The 21,656-nt window shown below is 55.0% G+C and carries 19 protein-coding genes; 14 read left to right on the forward strand and 5 right to left on the reverse strand.

The window, feature by feature from the left end; translation table 11 throughout:
* The first annotated feature begins 157 nt into the window (after nucleotides 1-157).
* From QMZ65_RS06845 to rlmM, 4 genes are all read left to right on the forward strand, one after another.
* Nucleotides 158-382 carry a YgdI/YgdR family lipoprotein gene (locus QMZ65_RS06845; protein ID WP_034823084.1) on the forward strand — a complete coding sequence of 75 codons (225 nt, stop codon included), beginning with the start codon at nucleotides 158-160 and terminating at the stop codon, nucleotides 380-382.
* A gap of 408 nt (nucleotides 383-790) precedes the next feature.
* The gene (locus QMZ65_RS06850; RefSeq protein WP_045816412.1) at nucleotides 791-1,708 is read left to right on the forward strand and encodes a transcriptional regulator GcvA; all 918 of its coding nucleotides are present in this window, start codon (nucleotides 791-793) and stop codon (nucleotides 1,706-1,708) included.
* 50 nt (nucleotides 1,709-1,758) lie between these two features.
* Complete coding sequence (locus QMZ65_RS06855; protein WP_034823080.1) at nucleotides 1,759-2,154, forward strand: DUF423 domain-containing protein; 396 nt, start codon at nucleotides 1,759-1,761, stop codon at nucleotides 2,152-2,154.
* Complete coding sequence (gene rlmM, locus QMZ65_RS06860; RefSeq protein WP_097117981.1) at nucleotides 2,147-3,247, forward strand: 23S rRNA (cytidine(2498)-2'-O)-methyltransferase RlmM; 1,101 nt, start codon at nucleotides 2,147-2,149, stop codon at nucleotides 3,245-3,247. The genes QMZ65_RS06855 and rlmM overlap by 8 nt, the downstream gene beginning before the upstream one ends.
* Before the next feature lie 340 nt (nucleotides 3,248-3,587).
* On the opposite strand, the gene xni is transcribed toward rlmM, so the two are convergent.
* The 3 genes from xni to queF form a co-directional block, all read right to left on the reverse strand.
* Nucleotides 3,588-4,343, reverse strand: a complete 756-nt coding sequence (xni, locus tag QMZ65_RS06865) for a flap endonuclease Xni (protein WP_283215654.1) — start codon at nucleotides 4,341-4,343, stop codon at nucleotides 3,588-3,590.
* A 38-nt stretch (nucleotides 4,344-4,381) separates the two neighbouring features.
* Nucleotides 4,382-5,737: a nucleotide 5'-monophosphate nucleosidase PpnN gene (gene ppnN, locus QMZ65_RS06870; protein WP_034823077.1), complete on the reverse strand. Its 1,356-nt coding sequence runs from the start codon at nucleotides 5,735-5,737 to the stop codon at nucleotides 4,382-4,384.
* A 186-nt stretch (nucleotides 5,738-5,923) separates the two neighbouring features.
* A complete protein-coding gene (gene queF, locus QMZ65_RS06875; protein ID WP_160833100.1) occupies nucleotides 5,924-6,769 on the reverse strand; it encodes an NADPH-dependent 7-cyano-7-deazaguanine reductase QueF in 846 nt (281 codons plus the stop codon).
* A 62-nt stretch (nucleotides 6,770-6,831) separates the two neighbouring features.
* On the opposite strand from queF, the gene syd reads away from it, so the two are divergent.
* The 4 genes from syd (at nucleotide 6,832) to QMZ65_RS06895 (ending at nucleotide 9,535) form a co-directional block, all read left to right on the forward strand.
* On the forward strand, nucleotides 6,832-7,380 hold the full coding sequence (gene syd / locus QMZ65_RS06880) for a SecY-interacting protein (protein ID WP_058961517.1): 549 nt from the start codon (nucleotides 6,832-6,834) through the stop codon (nucleotides 7,378-7,380).
* A gap of 590 nt (nucleotides 7,381-7,970) precedes the next feature.
* Entirely contained in the window at nucleotides 7,971-8,297 is a 327-nt protein-coding gene (locus QMZ65_RS06885) for a YqcC family protein (protein WP_200681239.1), read from the forward strand.
* Nucleotides 8,297-9,076, forward strand: coding sequence for a tRNA pseudouridine(65) synthase TruC (gene truC, locus QMZ65_RS06890; protein ID WP_283215655.1), 780 nt, complete (start codon nucleotides 8,297-8,299; stop codon nucleotides 9,074-9,076). Before QMZ65_RS06885 ends, truC begins: the two co-directional genes overlap by 1 nt.
* A 12-nt stretch (nucleotides 9,077-9,088) precedes the next feature.
* Nucleotides 9,089-9,535: a flavodoxin gene (locus tag QMZ65_RS06895; RefSeq protein ID WP_034823070.1), complete on the forward strand. Its 447-nt coding sequence runs from the start codon at nucleotides 9,089-9,091 to the stop codon at nucleotides 9,533-9,535.
* A gap of 118 nt (nucleotides 9,536-9,653) precedes the next feature.
* Here QMZ65_RS06895 and garD read toward each other — a convergent pair whose 3' ends face one another.
* Nucleotides 9,654-11,213: a galactarate dehydratase gene (garD, locus tag QMZ65_RS06900; protein WP_211729268.1), complete on the reverse strand. Its 1,560-nt coding sequence runs from the start codon at nucleotides 11,211-11,213 to the stop codon at nucleotides 9,654-9,656.
* 506 nt (nucleotides 11,214-11,719) lie between these two features.
* Between garD and QMZ65_RS06905 the strand changes: the two genes are divergently transcribed.
* From QMZ65_RS06905 to QMZ65_RS06930, 6 genes are all read left to right on the forward strand, one after another.
* Nucleotides 11,720-13,066, forward strand: a complete 1,347-nt coding sequence (locus QMZ65_RS06905; RefSeq protein WP_058961512.1) for an MFS transporter — start codon at nucleotides 11,720-11,722, stop codon at nucleotides 13,064-13,066.
* A gap of 9 nt (nucleotides 13,067-13,075) precedes the next feature.
* Nucleotides 13,076-14,422, forward strand: coding sequence for an enolase C-terminal domain-like protein (locus QMZ65_RS06910; RefSeq protein ID WP_283215656.1), 1,347 nt, complete (start codon nucleotides 13,076-13,078; stop codon nucleotides 14,420-14,422).
* Between the two features lie 10 nt (nucleotides 14,423-14,432).
* Nucleotides 14,433-15,764: a glucarate dehydratase gene (gene gudD / locus QMZ65_RS06915; protein WP_058961510.1), complete on the forward strand. Its 1,332-nt coding sequence runs from the start codon at nucleotides 14,433-14,435 to the stop codon at nucleotides 15,762-15,764.
* Nucleotides 15,765-15,816: 52 nt separating this feature from the next.
* Nucleotides 15,817-16,584 carry a 2-dehydro-3-deoxyglucarate aldolase gene (gene garL / locus QMZ65_RS06920; RefSeq protein ID WP_097117971.1) on the forward strand — a complete coding sequence of 256 codons (768 nt, stop codon included), beginning with the start codon at nucleotides 15,817-15,819 and terminating at the stop codon, nucleotides 16,582-16,584.
* A 19-nt stretch (nucleotides 16,585-16,603) separates the two neighbouring features.
* Nucleotides 16,604-17,488, forward strand: coding sequence for a 2-hydroxy-3-oxopropionate reductase (gene garR / locus QMZ65_RS06925; RefSeq protein ID WP_034823058.1), 885 nt, complete (start codon nucleotides 16,604-16,606; stop codon nucleotides 17,486-17,488).
* An 85-nt stretch (nucleotides 17,489-17,573) separates the two neighbouring features.
* Entirely contained in the window at nucleotides 17,574-18,713 is a 1,140-nt protein-coding gene (locus QMZ65_RS06930) for a glycerate kinase (RefSeq protein WP_097117970.1), read from the forward strand.
* 195 nt (nucleotides 18,714-18,908) lie between these two features.
* Here the strand turns inward: QMZ65_RS06930 and barA are convergent, their stop codons facing one another.
* Entirely contained in the window at nucleotides 18,909-21,638 is a 2,730-nt protein-coding gene (gene barA / locus QMZ65_RS06935; protein WP_283215657.1) for a two-component sensor histidine kinase BarA, read from the reverse strand.
* Nucleotides 21,639-21,656: the final 18 nt, after the last annotated feature.

Raw genomic sequence — 21,656 nt, forward strand, 5'->3', positions numbered from 1 at the left:
GCTGGCAAAGCTGGAAAAGCGCGTTATGCTATTTATTGCAAGGTTTGAACCGCAACCCGCATAACGAATCGACCTTTACCAGTCGATTTCACTTTTTGCTGCCTCTGGTCAGCGCTTGCGGGTGGTTTAATGCAATCAATCTGCAAGGAGATAGAAGATGAAAAAACTCGCCGCAGTGCTGGCCGTGTGTACCATGGCCTTTACCCTGGCTGCTTGTTCCAGCAATTATGTCATGCATACCAATGATGGTCGCACCATTGTAGCGGACGGGAAACCGAAAGTTGACGATGAAACCGGTATGATCAGTTATAAAGATGCCAATGGCAACGAGCAGCAGATCAATCGTACAGATGTGAAAGAGATGGTTGAGATGGGGCAGTAAGCAGCAAGCCAAAAATTTCCCGGAGAAATTTTTACGTCGCTTCAGTGACGGCCCGAAAGGGGTACACAGGGATGTGTAGGACAAAAAAAAGCACCGCAATTTGCGGTGCTGCATAAAATCACTTGGACAGACAGGGTAAATCTACAGGAATTAAAAGCTTGATCTGCAATCGTCAGATCAAAATGCAAACACAACATCACGACCACAAGCCAAAAGCTCTCCAAAAGTCTGCGATCTCTCGCACGTTTCCAGAAATCTTTTCGTTCCGGCTCAGGAAGTGCGGCAACTATAGGTATTTGCTGGAGCTTCCTCAACGGACAAATTATAATGTCTCGGATTAAAATAACTAATACGTAACGACCTTGTATAAGTCGGACTGTTACCTTGTGAATCCGCTGATGGAAAACCATGTCTAAACGCCTTCCACCGCTTAATGCTTTACGCGTCTTCGATGCTGCAGCCCGCCATTTAAGCTTTACAAAAGCCGCTGAAGAGCTGTTTGTCACCCAGGCAGCTGTTAGCCACCAGATTAAATCTCTGGAAGATTTCCTCGGTCTTAAGCTATTTCGACGGAGGAATCGTTCGCTTTTACTGACAGAAGAAGGTCAAAGCTACTATCTGGATATTAAAGAGATCTTCTCGGCTATCAACGATGCGACGCGTAAACTTCAGGCGCGCAGCGCGAAGGGTGCCTTAACCGTCAGTCTGTTGCCCAGCTTTGCCATTCAATGGCTGGTACCCCGTCTTTCCAGCTTTAATATGGCTTATCCGGGCATCGATGTGCGTATTCAGGCGGTGGACCGTGATGAAGAGAAACTGGCCGATGATGTTGATGTGGCGATTTTCTATGGGCGCGGTAACTGGCCGGGTTTGCGGGTTGAGAAACTGTATGCCGAATATTTGCTGCCGGTCTGCTCGCCCATGTTTCTGACTGGCGACCATCCGCTTAAAACGCCCGCCGATCTGGCACACTTTACGCTGCTGCATGATGCTTCGCGCCGCGACTGGCAATCCTATATCCGTCAGCTAGGATTGCAGCACATTAATGTGCAGCAGGGGCCGATCTTCAGCCATAGCGCGATGGTGCTGCAGGCGGCGATTCACGGCCAGGGCGTGGCGCTGGCTAATAATGTGATGGCGCAGAGTGAAATTGAAGCTGGACGGCTGGTCTGTCCATTTAATGACGTGTTAGTCAGTAAAAACGCTTTTTATCTGGTTTGTCATGACAGCCAGGCAGAACTGGGTAAAATAGCCGCCTTTCGTCAGTGGATCCTGGAAAAAGCCGCAGCTGAACAAGAAAAATTCCGCTTTCGCTACGATCACTAATGCGTTGAGTGCTGCACAGTGATGTGCAGTGTCATCCTGAGGAACAATGAATGTCCAGTCGTGCCATGTTTGTGTTTGCCGCCATTAGCGGATTCCTGCTGGTGGCCTTTGGTGCTTTTGGAGCACACGTGCTGAGCAAATCGCTCGGCCCGGCGGAAATGGCGTGGATCCATACCGGTCTTGAATATCAGGCCTATCACACATTGGCGGTGATTGGTTTGGGTGCGGCCATGCTGCGTCGCGCCAATATCTGGTTTTACTGGAGCAGCGCTGCGCTGGCGCTTGGCACCGTGTTGTTCAGTGGCAGCCTGTATTGTTTAGCGTTGTCGCACTTGAAGTTTTGGGTTTTTGTTACGCCAGTGGGAGGGTTGTTTTTCCTGATTGGCTGGTTCTTGATGTTGATTGGCGCATTGCGTCTTAAACGAAAGGCGGATCGCCATGAATAAAGTTTTACTCTATTGCCGTCCTGGCTTTGAGAAAGAGTGTGCGGCAGAGATCAGCGCCAAAGCCGCTGAACGTGAAGTTTACGGTTTTGCCCGTGTCAAAGATGATTCTGGTTACGTGCTCTATGAGTGCTATCAGCAGGAAGATGCCGAAAAGCTGATTCAAACGCTGCCGTTTGCCGAGCTGATTTTTGCCCGTCAGATGCTGGTGGTGGGTGAACTGCTGCGCGATTTGCCGCCAGAAGATCGTATTACCCCGATTGTCGGCATGCTAACCGGTGTGGTGGAGAAGGGCGGCGAGCTGCGTGTCGAAGTGCCGGATACCAATGAAGCGAAAGAACTGACCAGGTTCTGTCGTAAGTTAACCGTACCGCTGCGCGCCAGCCTGCGTGAGAGCAAAATCCTGCTCAACTACGAATCGCCGAAACGCCCGGTGGTGCATGTGTTCTTTATTGCACCGGGTACCTGCTATGTCGGTTACTCGCTGCCAGAGAACAACTCACCATTCTATATGGGCATCCCGCGCCTCAAGTTCCCGTCGGATGCGCCAAGCCGTTCAACGCTGAAGCTGGAAGAGGCGTTTCACGTCTTCATCCCGGCCGATGAGTGGGATGAGCGCCTGGGCAGCGGCATGTATGCCGTGGATCTTGGCGCGTGTCCTGGCGGCTGGACCTATCAGCTGGTTAAACGCAGCATGTGGGTGTACGCCGTAGATAACGGCCCGATGGCGCCCAGCCTCATGGATACCGGGCAAGTCACGCACTGCCGTGAAGACGGTTTCAAATACCGCCCATCGCGCAATAACATTAGTTGGCTGGTGTGTGACATGGTGGAAAAACCCGTTCGCGTCGCCAGTTTGATGACGGAGTGGCTGGTCAACGGCTGGTGCCGTGAGGCGATTTTCAACCTCAAGCTGCCGATGAAAAAGCGTTATGAAGAAGTGACGCAAAATCTGGCCATGATGGATGCGGCATTGAAAGAGAAGGGCGTGAATGCCCAGATTCAGGCGCGCCAGCTGTATCACGATCGGGAAGAAATTACTGTACATGTGCGCCGGCTTTGGGCGGCTGTGGGCGGCCGTCGCGACGAACGCTAAATTTCCCGTCATACTTCGCGCCACAGGTGCGTTGGCTACGTTTATACGCCCCAGTCACATACTGATGTATGTCTCTGGGGACTTAATAAACTTGCCGATCCTGCTTCATACTTTGCACTACAGCGGCGTTGGCTATGCTTGTTCGCCCCGGTCACATACTGGCGTATGCTCCCGGGGACTCTCGCACTTGCCGCCTTGCTGTAGCACAAATTATTTCGCAGGATCTCTCGGGTTAAGTTCGTCGCAGTGCAATTTTTTGCACCTAGCACCAATCACCTATCACCTGTCACCTATCAAGAGATTCGCGTGTTTATGTGGTAGAGGGCGCTGCACCTGCCATTCACGGCTTATACCGCAACGTATTTAAATTCCCCTGCAGAACCAAATCGCGTTTTAACGTTGAGACCTGGCGGCAAATTTCTGCTATCTGCTGGTGATCGCGCAATTTCTTTTGCCACTTTTCCGGAACCTGATCGAACTGCTGATACAGGGCTTCCAGGGTGCCAAACTGCGTGAGCAAATCGCGGGCGCTTTTGGGACCGATGCCGGTAACGCCGGGGATTTTGCTGCTGCTTATGCCGCACAGTCCCCAGTAATCGGGTAATTGCGCGGGCGTGACGCCAAACTCGTGCTCGATGAAAGGCACGTCCAGCCAGCGTTTCTGGAAATAATCACGGATGCGGATATTCGGCGCTAAAAGCTGGCAATAACCTTTGTCGGTGGAGACGATAGTTGCCTGATGTCCGGCATCGGCCATTTTCACCGCCAGCGTGGCAGCGAGATCGTCAGCTTCATCGAGATCGGCGACCCAGCAACGCACGCCGACAGCCTCAAAGGCCTGCTGGATAACGGGCATCTCCATCTGCAAATCATCCGGCATCGGTGGGCGGCCCGCTTTGTAATCGGGCAGCAGCTGATGCCGCCAGCCAGGGTGACGATCGTGGCTATCGAATACCGCCACGACGTGCGTCGGTTGCGTGTGGCCTAAAAGCTGATGCAGCGCGGCGACGCAGGCTTCGCGGCAGGGCGTGCCTTGCACCGCATGCAAACGGCGGATCAGGTTTAGAGCATCAATAATCAGAAGATGAAACGACATAATGATAGCGGCAGCCCGCAGGCTGCCTTCCTGGTGGGTTATTTAATGATTTCGTAGCAGGGGATGTAGGCGCTGCCCGGCAGTTTCATACGTTGTTGTGCGACGAAGCCCTGCAGCAGTTCATCCATGCGATGCATGATGTCGGCGTCGCCGTGCAGTTTGTACGGACCTTTTTCACGAATTTCGCGGATGCCCACTTCCTTCACGTTTCCTGCCACGATACCTGAGAAGGCGCGACGCAAATCAGCGGCCAGTTTCTCAGCAGGCTGGTTCGGGAACAGTTTCAGATTGGCCATGTTTTCGTGTGTTGGAACAAACGGCACCTGCAACTCTGGCGCGATGCGGATTGACCAGTTAAAGCTATAAGCATCGCCAGTTTCACGACGATACTCTTTCACCTGCGGCATGGCTTTCTTCATCAGACGCGCCACTTCGGCGGCATCATCAATGATGATCTTGTAGTGCTTACGCGCGGTTTCACCCAGCGTATTAACGATGAAATCATCCAGAACGCGGAAGTAATCGGCGCTCTCTTTCGGGCCGGTCAGAATCAGCGGCAACACCTGATCGCTGTTATGGGGATTCATCAGAATGCCCAGCAGATACAGCAGCTCTTCTGCCGTACCGACGCCGCCTGGGAAAATCACGATGCCATGGGCAATACGCACAAAGGCTTCAAGGCGTTTTTCGATATCCGGCATGATGATCAGTTCATTCACCAGCGGATTCGGTGGCTCAGCCGCGATAATCGACGGTTCGGTCAGACCAATGAAACGGCTGTCATGATAGCGCTGCTGGGCATGACCCACCGCGGCGCCTTTCATCGGCGCTTCCATCACGCCAGGCCCACAGCCGGTGCAGATGTTGAGTTCACGCAGGCCCATTTGCGTGCCGACATTGCGGCAATACTGATACTCCACCGCGTTAATCGAGTGACCACCCCAGCACACCACGGTGTTGGGATATTCGCCAATGTGCAGCGCACGCGCGTTACGCAGAATCGAAAACACCTGATTCGTGATGTGAGCGGAATCATCAGCGTTTTTCTGATCGCTGCGCTCAAGCTGGCCATTCACAAACAGAATATCGCGCAACACGGCAAACAGGTTGGCCTGCAATGAGCGAATAATACGGCCATCAACAAAGGCTTCTTCCGGAGGATTAATCAGTTCGAGTTTGACGCCGCGCTCACGGCGCAGCACGTTGATGTCGAAATTTTCAAAACGGGAGAGCAGTTCCTGACTACTGTCGGTCTGGCTGCCGGAGTTGAGCACTGCGAGTGAGCAGTTGCGAAAAAGCTGGTAAAGGTCGCTGCTGGCCGTTTGCTTCAGCATGTCGACTTCCAACTGGGAGAGCAGATCCATTGAGCCAAGCGGGCTGATATGTGTAATCAAGAGAACTCCTTTACACGCAAATGCGTGGCGGGTGACGCTGCGCTTAACTTGCTGAACGCAGTGACGAAAATCCTTCGGGGCGCAGGTTTAGACCTTAGCGCCTTTGACAGAGTAACGTTGTACGCAGTGAATGCTCAAGTGGAACCGCGCATCCGTGCTGCGGCCTGCGAGGCGTCTCGCAATCTGTTACTGACGGACCAGGCGGGAAAACCCGGGAGAGAAGGGGACGTTGCTGCGCCACGGATTAATATCCAGTCCTCCACGGCGCGTATAACGTGCATAAACAGTGAGGGCTTCTGGTCGGCAAAAGCGTTGAATGTCGTTGAAAATGCGCTCAACGCACTGTTCATGGAATTCATTGTGCTGACGGAATGAGATCAGGTAACGCAGCAGGGCTTCACGATCGATACGTGGGCCTTTGTAGCGAATCATCACAGAGCCCCAATCGGGCTGATGGGTGATCAGACAGTTGGATTTCAGCAAATGGCTCACCAGCGTTTCTTCCACCACTTCACTGCCCGCAGCCTGCACTAAATAATCGGCGTTAAAAGCATAGTCGTGAATCTCGATATCCTGCTCGTCAATGACATCGCCATTGAAATGGCCGATCGGCTGTCCTTCCACTTCGCCCAGACGGAACAGCGCCACGCTGACCTCGCCATTGGCGCAGGCACGCAAATCGCGCTCGAGTGTCTGGCGCACTTCGCCCCAGTCAGCGAAACGCGTCTGGTTAAAACTGTTAAGATAGAGCTTAAAGCTCTTGGACTCGATCAGGTTTTCGCTGTCCGCGCGCAGTACCACTTCGCCTACCGCCACCTGCGGCACGCCTTTGCTGTTGAGCCAGGAGAGTTCGTACAGCGTCCAGATATCTGCGCCCTGGAACGGCAGATTATCCGGGTAGAGCCCCAGCGGTTCGCGATTCAGGCTGCGCGGCACCGATTGCAGCAGCGTGTTATCGTAGCGATCAACATAAGCCGTGGGCTTACCTAACGTCAGGCCGCTTAACGCCTGATCGCGGTTTTCAGAAGACATATCGGTTACCACTAAATTCCATCAAAGTGGCTAAGTGTAACCGATCACAAGCGAGAAGAAGAATGATGCAGCAAACCGCAGATGCCCTGCGTGAGTTTACCGCCCGTTATGTGCAACATTGGCAGCAGCAGGCTGGACATCTGCCCGCCAGTTCGGATCTGCTGGGTGTGCCATCCCCTTGTATTGTCAGCACGCTGGATGATTGTGTGCTGTGGCAACCACAGCCCTTCACCTTGCCAGCCACGCTGGAAGCCGTCGAGCGGGCACTGGATATTCAGTTGCAATCGGAAATCAGTGCTTTTTACACCTCGCAGTTTGCCGGCGATATGACCGCAACCTTTCAACAGCAGCCGATAACGTTGTTACAGGTGTGGAGCGAATCAGACTTTACCCGCTTGCAGGAGAATCTGATTGGCCATCTGGTCATGAAGCGCCGGTTAAAACAGAGTCCAACATTATTTATTGCGACTACTGAATCGGAGCAGGATGTGATTGCTCTGTGTAATCTTTCCGGTGAAGTGATTCTGGAACAGCCTGGTAGTAAAAAGCGCCAGGTGCTGGCGGCAAGTATTCAGACATTTCTTAATGATTTACAACCGGTTAAAGCCTAATTAGCAGATTTCACAGGTTAGGTTTGTAAGAGATCTCTCACATCAGGTGTGAGAGATCGCTAGATCATCTTGCAGCCATCCGGAAAACAAAGATGTAAAAATATTGTGAATCATAAGGTTATGGCATCACTCCTAAAATTAGTAGTGTGAGAAATCTATTAACGCGTCTTACTAACTTGTTATTACGATGGTTTCTGACAGAATAGTCACCACTGGCAGGATGCTGGGGATAAAGAGACGTTCAGGAGAATGTCAGCCAGGAGGCAGGAACGTAACGGAGTTTACGGCACATGGAAGGCTTCAGGATGAAGCAGGACACTCAGGATTGAGTCAGGGACACCTCCAGGACGGAGAATGAGAGCCACGTGGATGGTGGTGGGCCAGGATGCTAAGGATAACTGTCACGATGACAGGCAATGGAAAGCAGAGGAAGAGTTGTCATGGATGAGCAGGGAGCACAGCGGTGGCGGGAATGCTGCGAACGAAACCGGGAGCACTGTAATCACAGTGCTCCCTTTTTTTTATGCCTTTTTTGCACGTTGAACGACTAGTGGTATGCTTGCCGCCCAATTTTTCTCTGGAGGTGGCGTATGTCGTCGCAAATGATTATTCAACAGCTGCAGCAAATCGAAGCGGTGATGCGCGAACATGGCCACTGGCAGACGCAATCCCCTGAGCCGGCAGCCTTCGCCAGCACCGAGCCTTTTTGTCTCAATACCATGGAGCCGCTGGAGTGGCTGCAGTGGGTACTCATCCCACGTTTCCATGCGCTAATCGAAGCCGGCGCGCCACTGCCGCAAAATTTCTCAGTCACGCCTTATTATGAAGTCGCGTTACCTGCGACCACACCCGGCCATGCGGTCCTGTTGCTGACATTGGGCCAGTTTGATGCGCTTTTTCAGGACCCGACCTCTTAATGCTGGAAATCCTTTATCAAGATGAATGGTTGGTCGCCGTCAACAAACCGTCCGGCTGGCTGGTGCATCGTAGTTGGCTCGATCGCGACGAAAAAGTGGTGGTAATGCAAACGGTACGCGATCAAATTGGTCAGCACGTATTTACTGTGCATCGCCTCGATCGCCCCACCTCCGGCGTACTGTTAATGGCGCTCTCCAGCGAAGTGGCGCATCTACTGTCACAGCAGTTCGAGCAGCATAAAATGCAGAAGACCTATCATGCGGTGGTGCGCGGTTGGCTGGATGGCAGCGCGACGCTCGATTATCCGTTGGTCGAAGAGCTGGATAAGATTGCCGATAAGTTCGCCACTCAGGAACGTACCGCGCAGCCTGCCGTCACCGACTATCGCTCACTGGCGCAGGTAGAGATGCCCGTGGCGATCAGTCGCTACAACAGCGCGCGTTATACCCTGGTGGAGATGTCGCCGCGTACCGGCCGTAAACATCAGCTTCGCCGCCATATGGTGCATCTGCGCCACCCGATTATTGGCGATAGCGCCCATGGTGATTTGCGGCAGAATCGGGGGGCAGCAGAGCACTTTGGTATGAATCGATTGATGCTGCATGCCAGTGCGCTGAGTCTGACGCATCCGGTCACCGGAGAACCTCTGGTGATTCGCGCCGGGCTCGATCGCGTCTGGCAAGGCATGCTGGAACATTTTGGCTGGCAGGATCAGATCCCTGAGGTTCCCAGGGTTGAGTTTGCCGACGAGGCAGTCCAGGATAAGCCAACAGAATAAAGGAGCGGCAAGATGGCAAAGATTGGCATTTTTACAGGTACGGTTTACGGCAATGCATTGCTGGTGGCGGAAGAAGCGCAGCCGGTACTGGAAGCGCAGGGCCACGAAGTGAAAGTTTTTGAGGATGCGTCACTGGCGGATTGGCAGGCTTACAGCAAGGAGGTCATTCTGATTGTCACCTCCACCACCGGCCAGGGCGACTTCCCGGACAATATTGCCCGCTTGTATGTGCAGATACGCGATGAAGTGGGTTATCAACCAGAGCTTCGCTACGGCGTGATTGCACTGGGTGATAGCAGCTATGAGAACTTCTGCGGCGCGGGTAAAACTTTTGATGCCACCTTGCAGGAGCAAAGTGCCAAACGCATCGGTGATGTGCTGCTGGTGGATGCCACTGAAGATCCTGAGCCTGAGTCAGTGACCACGCCTTGGGTTGAGAGCTGGGGTAAGCTGCTGTAATTCTGCCTTCGCTTCGTCTTTGGCAAGCGGCAATCTGAACGGCCTGAAAATAAGATGATGATGTTTCAGGCGCGCCAGATTGCATCCTCTCCCTTGTTGGGAGAGGGTGAGATCGCACTCAGGTCACCGGCGCCGGATTAAACACCGCCAGCTGATTGCGAATGCCCCAGCGATCAGACCAGGTTTGTTTGCGACCACTGGCAATCTCCAGTATCAACTCAAACAACCGCCAGCCCACCTGCTCGATACTCTCTTCACCTGTCGCAATGGTGCCTGCATTAATATCCATCAAATCGTGCCAGCGTTCAGCCAGGGCATTGCGCGTCGCCATTTTAATCACCGGAATCGCAGCCAAACCGTAGGGTGTGCCACGACCGGTGGTGAACACCTGCAAGGTAATGCCCGAGGCCATCTGTTGGGTGCCGCAGACAAAATCACTGGCCGGTGTCGCTGCATAGATCAAACCGCGCTTTGTTGGGCGCTGCCCTGGTGACAGCACTTCTACAATCGGACTGCGTCCTGATTTGGCAATCGATCCCAGCGCTTTCTCCACCACGTTCGCCAGCCCGCCTTTCTTATTACCCGGCGAGGGATTGGCGCTGCGGTCGGTTTGGCCCTGGCTAAGATAATCGTCATACCACGCCATCTCTTCCAGTAGGCGTTTACCCACATTTTCATCGACCACGCGCGGCGTCAGCAGATGTATTGCATCGCGTACTTCGGTGACCTCGGAGAACATCACGGTGGCGCCGCAGCGCACCAGCAAATCAGAAGCAAAGCCGACTGCCGGATTGGCCGTCACGCCGGAAAATGCATCGCTGCCGCCGCACTGCGTGCCAATCACCAGTTCTGATGCCGGGCAGGTCTCGCGCTGGCGCAAATTCAGTTTTTTCAGATGGCGCTCAGCCACCTGAAGAATTTCATCGACCATCGCGCCGAAACCAACGTGCCGTTCATCCTGCAAACGCACAATGTCATGATCATCCAGCGAGATGGCCTGCACATCCGGCGTGCCGGTCAGCAGACGCTCCGGCTGTAATTTCTCGCAGCCGAGACTGACAATCATCACTTCGCCCCCAAAATTGGGGTTCAGCGCGAGGTTATGGATAGTGCGAATCGGCACCACCGCAGCGGGCGCATTGATCGCCACACCACAGCCATAAAGATGATTCAGTGCCACTACACCATCAACGTTGGGATAGCGTGGCAGTAGATCGCGCTCGATCATTTGCACCACGTAATCCACGACGCCAGCGACACAGTGCACGCTGGTGGTGATACCGAGCAGATTGCGTGTTCCTACGCTGCCATCGGCGTTGCGATAACCCTCAAAGGTGTATCCTTCGAGCGGTGGCAGAGTGGGGGGCACATTGTTCGCCAGTGGCAAACTGTTGAGCGGAGGCGCTTCGGGTAGCGCCACCAGAGATTCTTCAATCCAGCTCCCTTGCGCAATCGGGCGCAAGGCGGTGCCAATCACTTCGCCGTAGCGCAGGATGACGCCGTTTTGAGGAATGTCCACCAGCGCCACTTTATGTCCTTGCGGCACGTGTTCGGTGAGCTGCAGGCCATCCTCAAAGCGGGTACCCGCAGGCAAACCCTGATTATTCACCACGATCGCCACGTTGTCGGCGTCGTGTACTTTTATATAAAGCGGTTTCTCTGTTAGCGGTCGGTTCATTGCTCACCTTCCAGTTCGTCGCGCTGTACATGGCAGCGCGTTGTAAATGCTTCCGTCACGTCATCATTTTTTGCCAGCCTCAGTATATGCAGGGGTATTGGCCTGCGCATTGTGCAACTGACTGGCTTTTTGGGGTTTTATTACCTGAGTTTGGTTCGTTTATCCAAATACAAGTGAACAGACTCACAAAGCGCACGTTGGCTGGCTGCTTCTTAATCAATCTACGGGTGAAAAATCAGGTTCCGTGAGCTACGCCGCAGGGATATGTGCAATTGCCATAAAATCAGCATGAATCAATGTTCATCATCATGCGTTATTCCAATGCCTCGTGGTTTGGCTGTTCCTATACTGATTCTCGTTCTTCAACGTTTGGTTATTCGTCACGACGCATCATCGTTTTGCCATAACAACAATCGCCGTGTTTAACCCGACATCATTCTGATACCCAACGCGATGTGTATGCAGTCAGAGTGAATGTAGCGTTCGCTATATTTCAGGAGTGCATCATGAATAGTTTCAGCCAGACAGCGGAAGCGGTGCAAAAACGCACCAACGCCCGTTACTGGATTGTGGTGATGTTATTTATCGTCACATCATTCAACTACGGTGACCGTGCAACCATCTCGATTGCCGGTTCCGCGATGTCTAAAGATATCGGCCTTGATTCGGTCGGTCTGGGATATATCTTCTCCGCCTTCTCATGGGCTTACGTTATTGGACAAATACCTGGCGGCTGGCTGCTTGACCGCTTTGGCTCAAAACGCGTTTACTTCTGGAGTATTTTCCTCTGGTCGCTGTTTACCTTGCTGCAGGGCTTTGTCGATCTGTTCAGCGGCTTCGGCATCGTCGTTTCACTGTTTCTGTTGCGCTTTATGGTCGGCCTGGCAGAAGCGCCTTCCTTCCCGGGTAACAGCCGTATTGTTGCGGCCTGGTTCCCGGCACAAGAGCGCGGCACCGCCGTCGCCATTTTCAACTCGGCGCAGTATTTCGCCACGGTGATCTTCGCCCCGATTATGGGCTGGCTGGTGGCCGAAGTGGGCTGGGCGCACGTGTTCTGGTTCATGGGCGGACTGGGCATCATCCTCAGCTTCGTCTGGCTCAAGTTCATGCACGATCCGAACAACCATCCGGGTGTGAACAAAGCTGAGCTGGAGTACATGGAGCAGGGCGGCGCGTTGATCAACATGGATGCCAAAAAAGCCGACCGCAAAGTGAGCTGGGATGAGAAGTGGTATCAAATCAAACAGCTGCTTTCGACCCGCATGATGTGGGGTATCTATCTCGGACAATATTGCGTTAACGCGCTGACCTACTTCTTTATTACCTGGTTCCCGGTGTATCTGGTGCAGGCGCGCGGCATGTCGATTCTTAAAGCGGGCATGATCGCCTCGATTCCGGCCATCTGTGGCTTCCTCGGTGGTGTGTTAGGTGGCGTGATTTCCGATTACCTGATGCGCAAAACTGGTTCGCTGAACGTTGCACGTAAGACCCCCATCGTGGTTGGCATGCTGCTCTCTATCAGCATGGTGATGTGTAACTACACCGAAACTGAGTGGGTAGTGGTGCTGTTTATGGCGCTGGCGTTCTTCGGCAAAGGTATTGGTGCGCTGGGCTGGGCAGTGATGGCGGATACCGCACCGAAAGAGATCAGTGGATTGAGCGGTGGCTTGTTCAACATGTTCGGCAACTTCTCCGGCATCGTGACGCCGATTGCTATCGGTTACATCATCGCCGCTTCTGGCTCTTTCGAAGGAGCGCTGATTTATGTCGGGATCCACGCCTTCGTCGCTGCGTTTAGCTTCCTGTTCATCACGGGTGATATCAAACGTATCGAACTGAAACACCGAGCATAAGGACGAACTATGAATACGCAAAGTAGCCCGGTGATCACCGATATGCAGGTGATTCCGGTTGCCGGTTACGACAGCATGTTGCTGAACATTGGTGGAGCGCACAGCGCCTGCTTCACCCGCAACATTGTGGTACTGACCGACAGTGATGGTCATACCGGCGTCGGTGAAGCGCCGGGTGGCGAAACGATCTGTCAAACGCTGGTGGAGGCGATTCCACAGGTCAAAGGCCAGCAGGTGGCGCGCATGAACCGCCTGGTGCAGCAGGTGCACAAAGGTAATCAGTCAGCGGATTTCGATACCTTCGGTAAAGGGGCCTGGACCTTCGAACTGCGTGTCAACGCGGTGGCGGCGCTGGAAGCGGCACTGCTGGATTTGCTGGGTCAATGTCTGGGCGTACCGGTAGCCGAGTTGCTCGGTCCGGGACAACAGCGCGATGAAGTCACCGTGCTCGGTTATCTGTTCTATCTCGGCGATCGTCGCAAAACCGATTTACCGTATCTGACGGGCGAAGGTGCCAGCCATGACTGGTATCACCTGCGTCATCAGGAAGCACTGACGCCAGATGCGGTGGTGCGCCTGGCGGAAGCGGCACAGGACAAATACGGTTTCAAAGATTTCAAATTGAAAGGCGGCGTATTGCCGGGCGAGCAGGAGATGGAATCCGCGGCCGCGCTGAAAAAGCGTTTCCCGGATGCGCGTATCACCGTCGATCCCAATGGTGCCTGGACGCTTGATGAAGCCATCCGTCTGTGCAAAGGCATGGGCGAGGTGCTGACCTATGCTGAAGATCCGTGCGGGGCCGAACAGGGCTATTCCGGCCGCGAAGTGATGGCGGAGTTCCGCCGTGCCACCGGCTTGCCGGTCGCCACCAATATGATTGCCACCAACTGGCGCGAGATGAATCACGCGGTGATGCTCAACTCAGTCGATATCCCGCTGGCCGATCCGCACTTCTGGACGCTGAGCGGTGCGGTGCGCGTGGCGCAACTGTGCGACGACTGGCGCTTAACCTGGGGTTGCCACTCTAACAACCACTTCGATATTTCGCTGGCGATGTTTACCCACGTTGGCGCTGCCGCACCGGGCAAACCGACGGCTATCGATACCCACTGGATTTGGCAGGAAGGCGATCAGCGCCTCACCAAAGAGCCGCTGCAAATCCGCAACGGCAAGATTGCCGTACCGGATAAGCCCGGCCTCGGCGTCGAGTTGGATTGGGATCGTCTGCATCAAGCCAATGCCCTCTACAAATCTCTGCCGGCAGGTGCGCGTAACGACGCCACGGCGATGCAGTATCTGGTTCCCGGTTGGTCATTCGACCGTAAGCGTCCGGCCTTCGGTCGCCGTCATGCATAAGGAGCAGGAAATGAGTCAGACACCAAAAATCACATCGCTGCAGGTCATTCCGGTGGCCGGTCACGACAGCATGTTGCTGAATCTGAGCGGCGCCCATTCACCGTTCTTCACCCGTAACATCGTCATTATCAAGGATAACGCGGGCCACACCGGCGTGGGTGAAATTCCCGGCGGTGAGAAAATTCGTCAGACGCTGGAAGATGCGGCGGCGCTGGTGGTGCAGAAGACCGTGGGTGAGTACAAAAACATCCTTAACCTGGTTCGCAGTACTTTTGCCGACCGCGATTCCAGCGGACGCGGCAATCAGACCTTCGACCTGCGTACCACCATCCATGTGGTGACTGGCATTGAAGCGGCGCTGCTGGATCTGCTCGGTCAGCACCTGGGCGTCAACGTTGCCTCGCTGCTCGGCGATGGCCAACAGCGTGACCGCGTGGAGATGCTGGGTTACCTGTTCTACGTCGGTGACCGCAAGAAAACCTCGCTGCCTTATCAGAGCCAGGAAACAGACAAGTGCGACTGGTATCGCCTGCGTCATGAAGAGGCACTGACGCCGGATACCGTGGTGCGACTGGCGGAAGCTGCCTATGAAAAATATGGCTTCAACGATTTCAAACTGAAAGGCGGCGTGCTGCGCGGTGGCGAAGAGGCCGAAGCGGTCACGGCACTGGCGAAACGCTTCCCGCAGGCGCGCGTCACTCTCGATCCCAACGGTGCCTGGTCGTTGAACGAGGCGATTCTGCTCGGTAAACAACTCAAAGGCGTGCTGGCCTACGCAGAAGATCCATGCGGGGCCGAGCAGGGCTACTCTGGCCGCGAAGTGATGGCGGAATTCCGTCGCGCAACCGGTTTGCCGACCGCCACCAACATGATCGCCACCGACTGGCGCCAAATGGGCCACACGCTGTCGCTGCAATCGGTGGATATCCCGCTGGCGGATCCACACTTCTGGACCATGCAAGGTTCAGTGCGCGTGGCGCAGATGTGTCATGACTTCGGCCTGACCTGGGGTTCGCACTCTAACAACCACTTCGATATTTCGCTGGCGATGTTCACCCACGTGGCCGCTGCCGCGCCGGGCGCGATTACCGCCATCGATACTCACTGGATCTGGCAGGAGGGCAATCAGCGCCTGACCAAAGAGCCGTTCCAGATCAAGGGCGGCATGGTACAGGTACCGCAAAAACCGGGTCTTGGTGTCGAGCTGGATATGGATCAGGTCATGCAGGCCAATGCGCTGTATCAGAAACACGGTTTGGGCGCGCGCGACGATGCGCAGGCGATGCAGTACCTCGTGCCGAACTGGACCTTCGATAACAAGCGTCCGTGCCTGGTGCGCTAATGTTTCCGGCGCCCCGTGCGGGCGCCTGTTGTAACAGACAGGAGTAAAGACAATGAGCAATGCCTGGCCGAACCACTTTCGTCGCCGTTTGCAGGCAGGGGAAACCCTGATTGGTAGCTGGTGCGCACTTGCCAGCCCGATTTCCACCGAAGTTCTGGGTCTGGCGGGTTTTGACTGGCTGGTGCTGGATGGCGAACACGCGCCCAACGACATCACCACCTTTATCCCGCAGTTGATGGCGCTGAAGGGCAGCCACAGTGCGCCGGTGGTGCGTCCGCCGTGCAACGAACCCATCATCATCAAACGCCTGCTGGATATCGGTTTCTACAACTTCCTGGTGCCGTTTGTGGAGACCGAGGAAGAGGCGATTCGCGCCGTGGCGTCAACGCGTTATCCGCCAGCGGGCATTCGCGGCGTGTCGGTTTCGCATCGCAGCAATATGTACGGCACGCTGCCGGATTACAACGCCACCATCAATGACAACATCACAGTGCTGGTGCAGATCGAAACGCAGCAGGCGGTGGATAACATCGATGCGATTGCTGCCGTTGACGGCGTGGATGGCATTTTTGTCGGACCGGGCGATCTCTCGGCGGCGATGGGCTATCTCGGTCAGCCTGCACATCCTGAAGTGCTGAAAGTAATCAAACACATCTTTGAACGTGCCAAAGCGGCGGGCAAGCCAAGCGGCATTCTGGCGCCGGTGGAAGCCGACGCGCGCCGTTATCTCGAATGGGGCGCCACATTCGTTGCCGTGGGCAGCGATCTCGGTGTTTTCCGCAACGCCACGCAGGCGCTGTGTGACAAATTTAAGAAATAACTGACGAAGAGGAAAGGCAATGAAAATTGGATTTATCGGCCTCGGTATTATGGGCAAACCGATGAGTAAAAACCTGGTGAAAGCCGGTTATTCACTGGTGGTACGTGACCACAACGTCAGCAATGAAGCCGAGCTGGTGGAGCTGGGCGCTACCGTGGCGAAAACGCCAAAAGAGGTCGCCGAACAGGTTGATGTGGTGATCACCATGGTGCCGAACTCACCGCAGGTGAAAGAGGTTTGCCTCGGCGCCAACGGGATTATCGAAGGTGCGAAGCCAGGACTGATTGTGATCGACATGAGTTCGATTGCGCCGCTGGCCAGCCGTGAAGTGCACGATGCGCTGGCAGAAAAAGGCATCAAGATGCTGGATGCGCCGGTCAGCGGCGGCGAGCCAAAAGCGATTGAGGGCACGCTGTCTGTGATGGTTGGCGGCGATAAAGCGGTATTCGACCAGTGCTATGACATCATGAAAGCCATGGCCGGTTCGGTGGTGCACACCGGCGATATCGGTGCAGGTAACGTCACTAAGTTGGCAAACCAGGTGATTGTGGCGCTGAACATCGCGGCGATGTCCGAAGCGCTGTCGCTGGCAACCAAAGCCGGTGTGAACCCAGAACTGGTTTATCAGGCGATTCGTGGTGGGCTGGCAGGCAGCACTGTACTCGATGCCAAAGCGCCGATGGTGCTGGATCGTAACTTTAAGCCAGGCTTCCGCATCGACTTGCACATCAAGGATTTGGCGAATGCGCTGGACACTTCACACGGCATTGGCGCGCATCTGCCGCTGACGGCTGCGGTGATGGAAATGATGCAAGCGCTGAAAGTCGACGGCAAGGGCACATCTGACCATAGTGCACTGGCTTGCTATTATGAAAAATTAGCTCAGGTCGAGATCACCCGGTAGTTTGCCTGTCCGGTGTCTGCGGATGCCGGGCAGCTTACTGCATTAGCAGGACGGAACTCCGTCATCCATCGCGCTCGGATTGCCTATGAAAATTGTCATCGCACCGGATTCATATAAAGAGAGTTTGTCCGCCCTGGAAGTGGCTGCGGCGATTGAAGCGGGATTTAGCGAAATTTTTCCCGACGCCGAATACGTGAAAATACCGGTCGCCGACGGTGGCGAAGGCACGGTAGAAGCCATGGTGGCGGCGACGCAGGGAAGTATTGTCAGATTGACCGTGACCGGACCGCTCGGCGCGCCGGTTGAGGCATTTTATGGATTATCGGGTGATGAGCGCAGCGCCTTTATTGAAATGGCGGCAGCCAGCGGCCTGGAATTGGTGCCGGCCGCGCAGCGTGACCCGTTGATCACCAACTCTTATGGCACTGGCGAGCTGATTAAAAACGCGCTCGATCGCGGTGTTGACCACATCATTATTGGCATTGGCGGCAGCGCCACCAACGATGGGGGATCCGGCATGATGCAGGCGCTGGGCGCTCGCTTGCTGGACCAGCAGGGCAATGAGATTGCCTTTGGCGGCGGCGCACTGCCGCAGCTGGCGCGGATTGAAATCGATCAGCTGGATAAACGTATTCAGCAGTGCCGCATTGAAGTGGCCTGCGATGTCACTAATCCCCTGACCGGCGAAGAGGGGGCTTCGGCGATTTTTGGTCCTCAAAAAGGGGCCACGCCGGAACTGGTGCAGCAGCTGGATAAAGCGCTGGCGCATTACGCTGAGATTATCCATCGCGATTTAGACATTGATGTGCTGCACATTGCGGGCGGCGGTGCGGCGGGGGGCATGGGCGCGGCACTGCATGCGTTTTGCCAGGCCGAGCTACGTCGCGGTATTGAGATCGTCACGGAAGCCCTTGCGTTAGCGGATCAGGTGCAGGATGCCGATCTGGTGATTACCGGCGAAGGGCGTATTGATAGCCAGACCATTAACGGCAAAGTGCCGATTGGTGTGGCGAAGGTGGCAAAGCAGTTTAACAAGCCGGTGATTGGCATTGCGGGCAGTTTAACCGCAGATGTTGGCGTGGTGCATCAGCACGGGCTGGATGCGGTATTCAGCGTGTTGTTTAGCATTGGCTCACTGGAGGATGCGTTAGCCAATGCGGCGCAGAATGTGCGACTGACCGCGCGCAATGTGGCGGCAACAATCAAGGTGGGGCAGGCCTTATAGATGCGGCTAATCGCGCGCAATGTCGTGGCAGCGAACAATGTGGGGCAGGCCTTACAGGCGCGCCCCTCTCATCCTAACCCTCTCCCGTTATCGGGCGAGGGGACCGTTGGTGGCGATGATTGAGACGACGAGTCATTCTTTAACCATGCTCGATTAGCGCTCTCTTGTGCTTAAGAGAGGGCATGAAACGTTCCGTTATCCCACGCCCAACACTTTCCTGGCCTCACGCGCCACGTTCGCCATCTCATCACTCAACTCCAGCAATTCCGGCTCCAGCGCTTCGATATCACTCTCCTGATGCAGGCTCTTTTCCAGCTGCTGACACAGCTGTTTCAGTCGGGGCACGCCGCTGTAGCTGGCACTGCCGTGCAGCTTATGGATGATCTCGCGTAGGCCATTAACATCGTTACTGGCCATGGAACCCTCCACGCGCGCTTCCACCTCCGGCAGGAAATCCAGCAGCATCTGCAGCAGATCGCGCGCCAGATCCGGTTTGTTGGCGGCCTGACGCAGTGCCAGCGCCCAGTCGAGCGATGGCGCAACATCCGGCAGTAGTGTGGATGCCGCCGTGGGGTTCGGGGCATAGCGCTGCAACAGCTGGCTCAGTTTGCCTTCGTCTATCGGCTTCGCCAGATAATCATTCATCCCGGCGCCAATCAGCTGCTGGCGCTCGCCATCCAGCGCATGCGCGGTCACCGCGACAATCGGGGTATTGGCATGCAGCGGCAGGCTACGGATAATTTCACTGGCGCGAATGCCATCGATATCCGGCATCTGGATATCCATCAAAATTACATCCAGCTTGTGTAAACGCGCCTGGCGGATAGCCTGTTCCGCGTTGTCGCACAGAATGATGTGCTGAACCTGCTCCTCCAGCAGCGCACCGATTAACTTCAGATTGGCAGGATTGTCATCCACCGCCATCACCGTCAGCGGCTGACGGGTACTGTGCGGTAAGGCATCGTTATGCAAACTGTGCAAATCCAGCAGCATCGGCAATAAGCGCGTCAGTGAGACAGGTTTGGCGATGCAGCCGGCGATGCCTCGTGCGCGCAAATCGTCGGCGAACAGCATCATCTCGCTGGGCAGCGCCAGCAGTACCGAATCGGCATGGGCGCGCAGCCGTTGAATTAAAGCATCCGGCAGCGTGGCGGGGTGAGGATCGTTCACCGGCAATCCCATCAACAACAGCGGGAAGCGGGTATCCGGCAGCGCTTCCAGTGAAGTGAAATGCTGAACCTGCAGCGGCGTGATGCTAAGCATCTCCTGCACCGCTTTCGCCACCGCCGCATGGGGTTCGATATAGGCTAACGGGATGGCGCGCAGATCTTCCAGCATACGCGGAATGGGCGGCGCGTTGGGATTGAGATCGAGATGAACGTGCACCCAGAAAGTGGATCCCTGATTCTGACGGCTGTGGAACGCGATCTCTCCGCCCATCTCCGACACCAGTTTTTGCGTGATCACCAGACCCAAACCAGTGCCGCCGTGGCGGCGGGAAATACTCGCATCGGCCTGACGAAACGCCTGGAACAGCTGTGACTGTTGCTGCTCAGAAATGCCAATGCCGGTGTCGTGTACCTGAATTTCCAGTTCAACGCGCGTGGTGCTCAGGCTACGCAGCTCAACACGCAAATCGATGTGCCCCTGCTCAGTAAACTTAATGGCATTACCAATCAGGTTAATCATGATCTGCTGTAAACGTAGCGGATCGCCAATCACATTATCCGGCACCTGTTTTTCCAGACAAACGGTGATCTCGAGTCCTTTGTCATGTGCCGAAGGTGCCAGCAGCACCAGCGTTTCATCCAGCGTGGCGCGCAGCGGGAAGGGGATCGATTCCAGCACCAGTTTACCGGCTTCGAGCTTTGAGAAATCCAGCACATCGTTGATGATGCTCAGCAGGTTATTGGCCGAGCGTTCAATGGTACTCATATAATCGCGCTGGTTGGTGCTCAGTCCGGTTTTCAGCATCTGACGGGTAAAGCCAATCACTCCGTTGAGCGGTGTTCGTAACTCATGCGACATATTGGCGAGGAATTCTGATTTAATACGCGCCGCTTCCTGGGCGCGCTTCTTCGCCAAATCCAGCTCGACGTTTTGAATCTCCAGCTGCTCCAGGGTTTCACGCAGATCGTAGGTGGCCTGATCGATATTCTGCTGCATCTCTTCGTGATAAGCGGTGAGCGACATCGCCATGGCATTGATGCCGTTTTTCAGGATGCTCAGTTCGCCCAGCATGTAGCCATCAACGCGGCTGTCGAGTTGGCCGCGACGAATGCGGTCCACGGTGGAAACCATGTTACGAATTGGCCCGGTGACGTCGCGCATCAGACGATAGGCAAACAGCATGGCGATGCACAAACAAAACAGTAAGAGCAAAGTGGCCACAAACACCTCTTTGTACTGCTCCAGCCGCACCGATTGCAGATCGAGTTCAATAGCCACATACCCCAATGGATTACCCGCCGGTTTGGCATCTTCTCCGGGCAGTTCGTCTACGGAATAGCGTTCGGAGATAATTGGGGTTCGCAGCACCATCAAATTGCCGTGGCGCTCGACGGAGACACCCTCTTCCAGCGTCGAGATGTCTTCTTTCTGCAACAACGCCAGATTTTGGTTGTTGTTCGAAGTGACGTAGATGTGATTGTTGTTGTCGAAAACGGTAATGGCACGGACAATATCGGAATGACGACGATGCAGCAGGCTGACCAGCTCGCGAATCGCATCACGATTGTGCCAGGTCATGCCGTATTCGCTGGAGACTGCCAGCGGTTCGATAATGTTCGATCCGGCATCGCGCACCTGATGTTGTAATTCGTTATAACGGTGCACCACGAAGAAGGTACTGAGCAGCAGACCAATCATTAACGTTGGCGCCAGTATCAAAATCATCATTCGCGCCCGCAGGCTATATTTGGTCATAATTGTGGCCTGGCAACT

It is taken from the genome of Pantoea sp. EABMAA-21 (genome assembly GCF_030053335.1).
GTDB classification, from domain to species: Bacteria; Pseudomonadota; Gammaproteobacteria; order Enterobacterales; family Enterobacteriaceae; genus Pantoea; species Pantoea communis.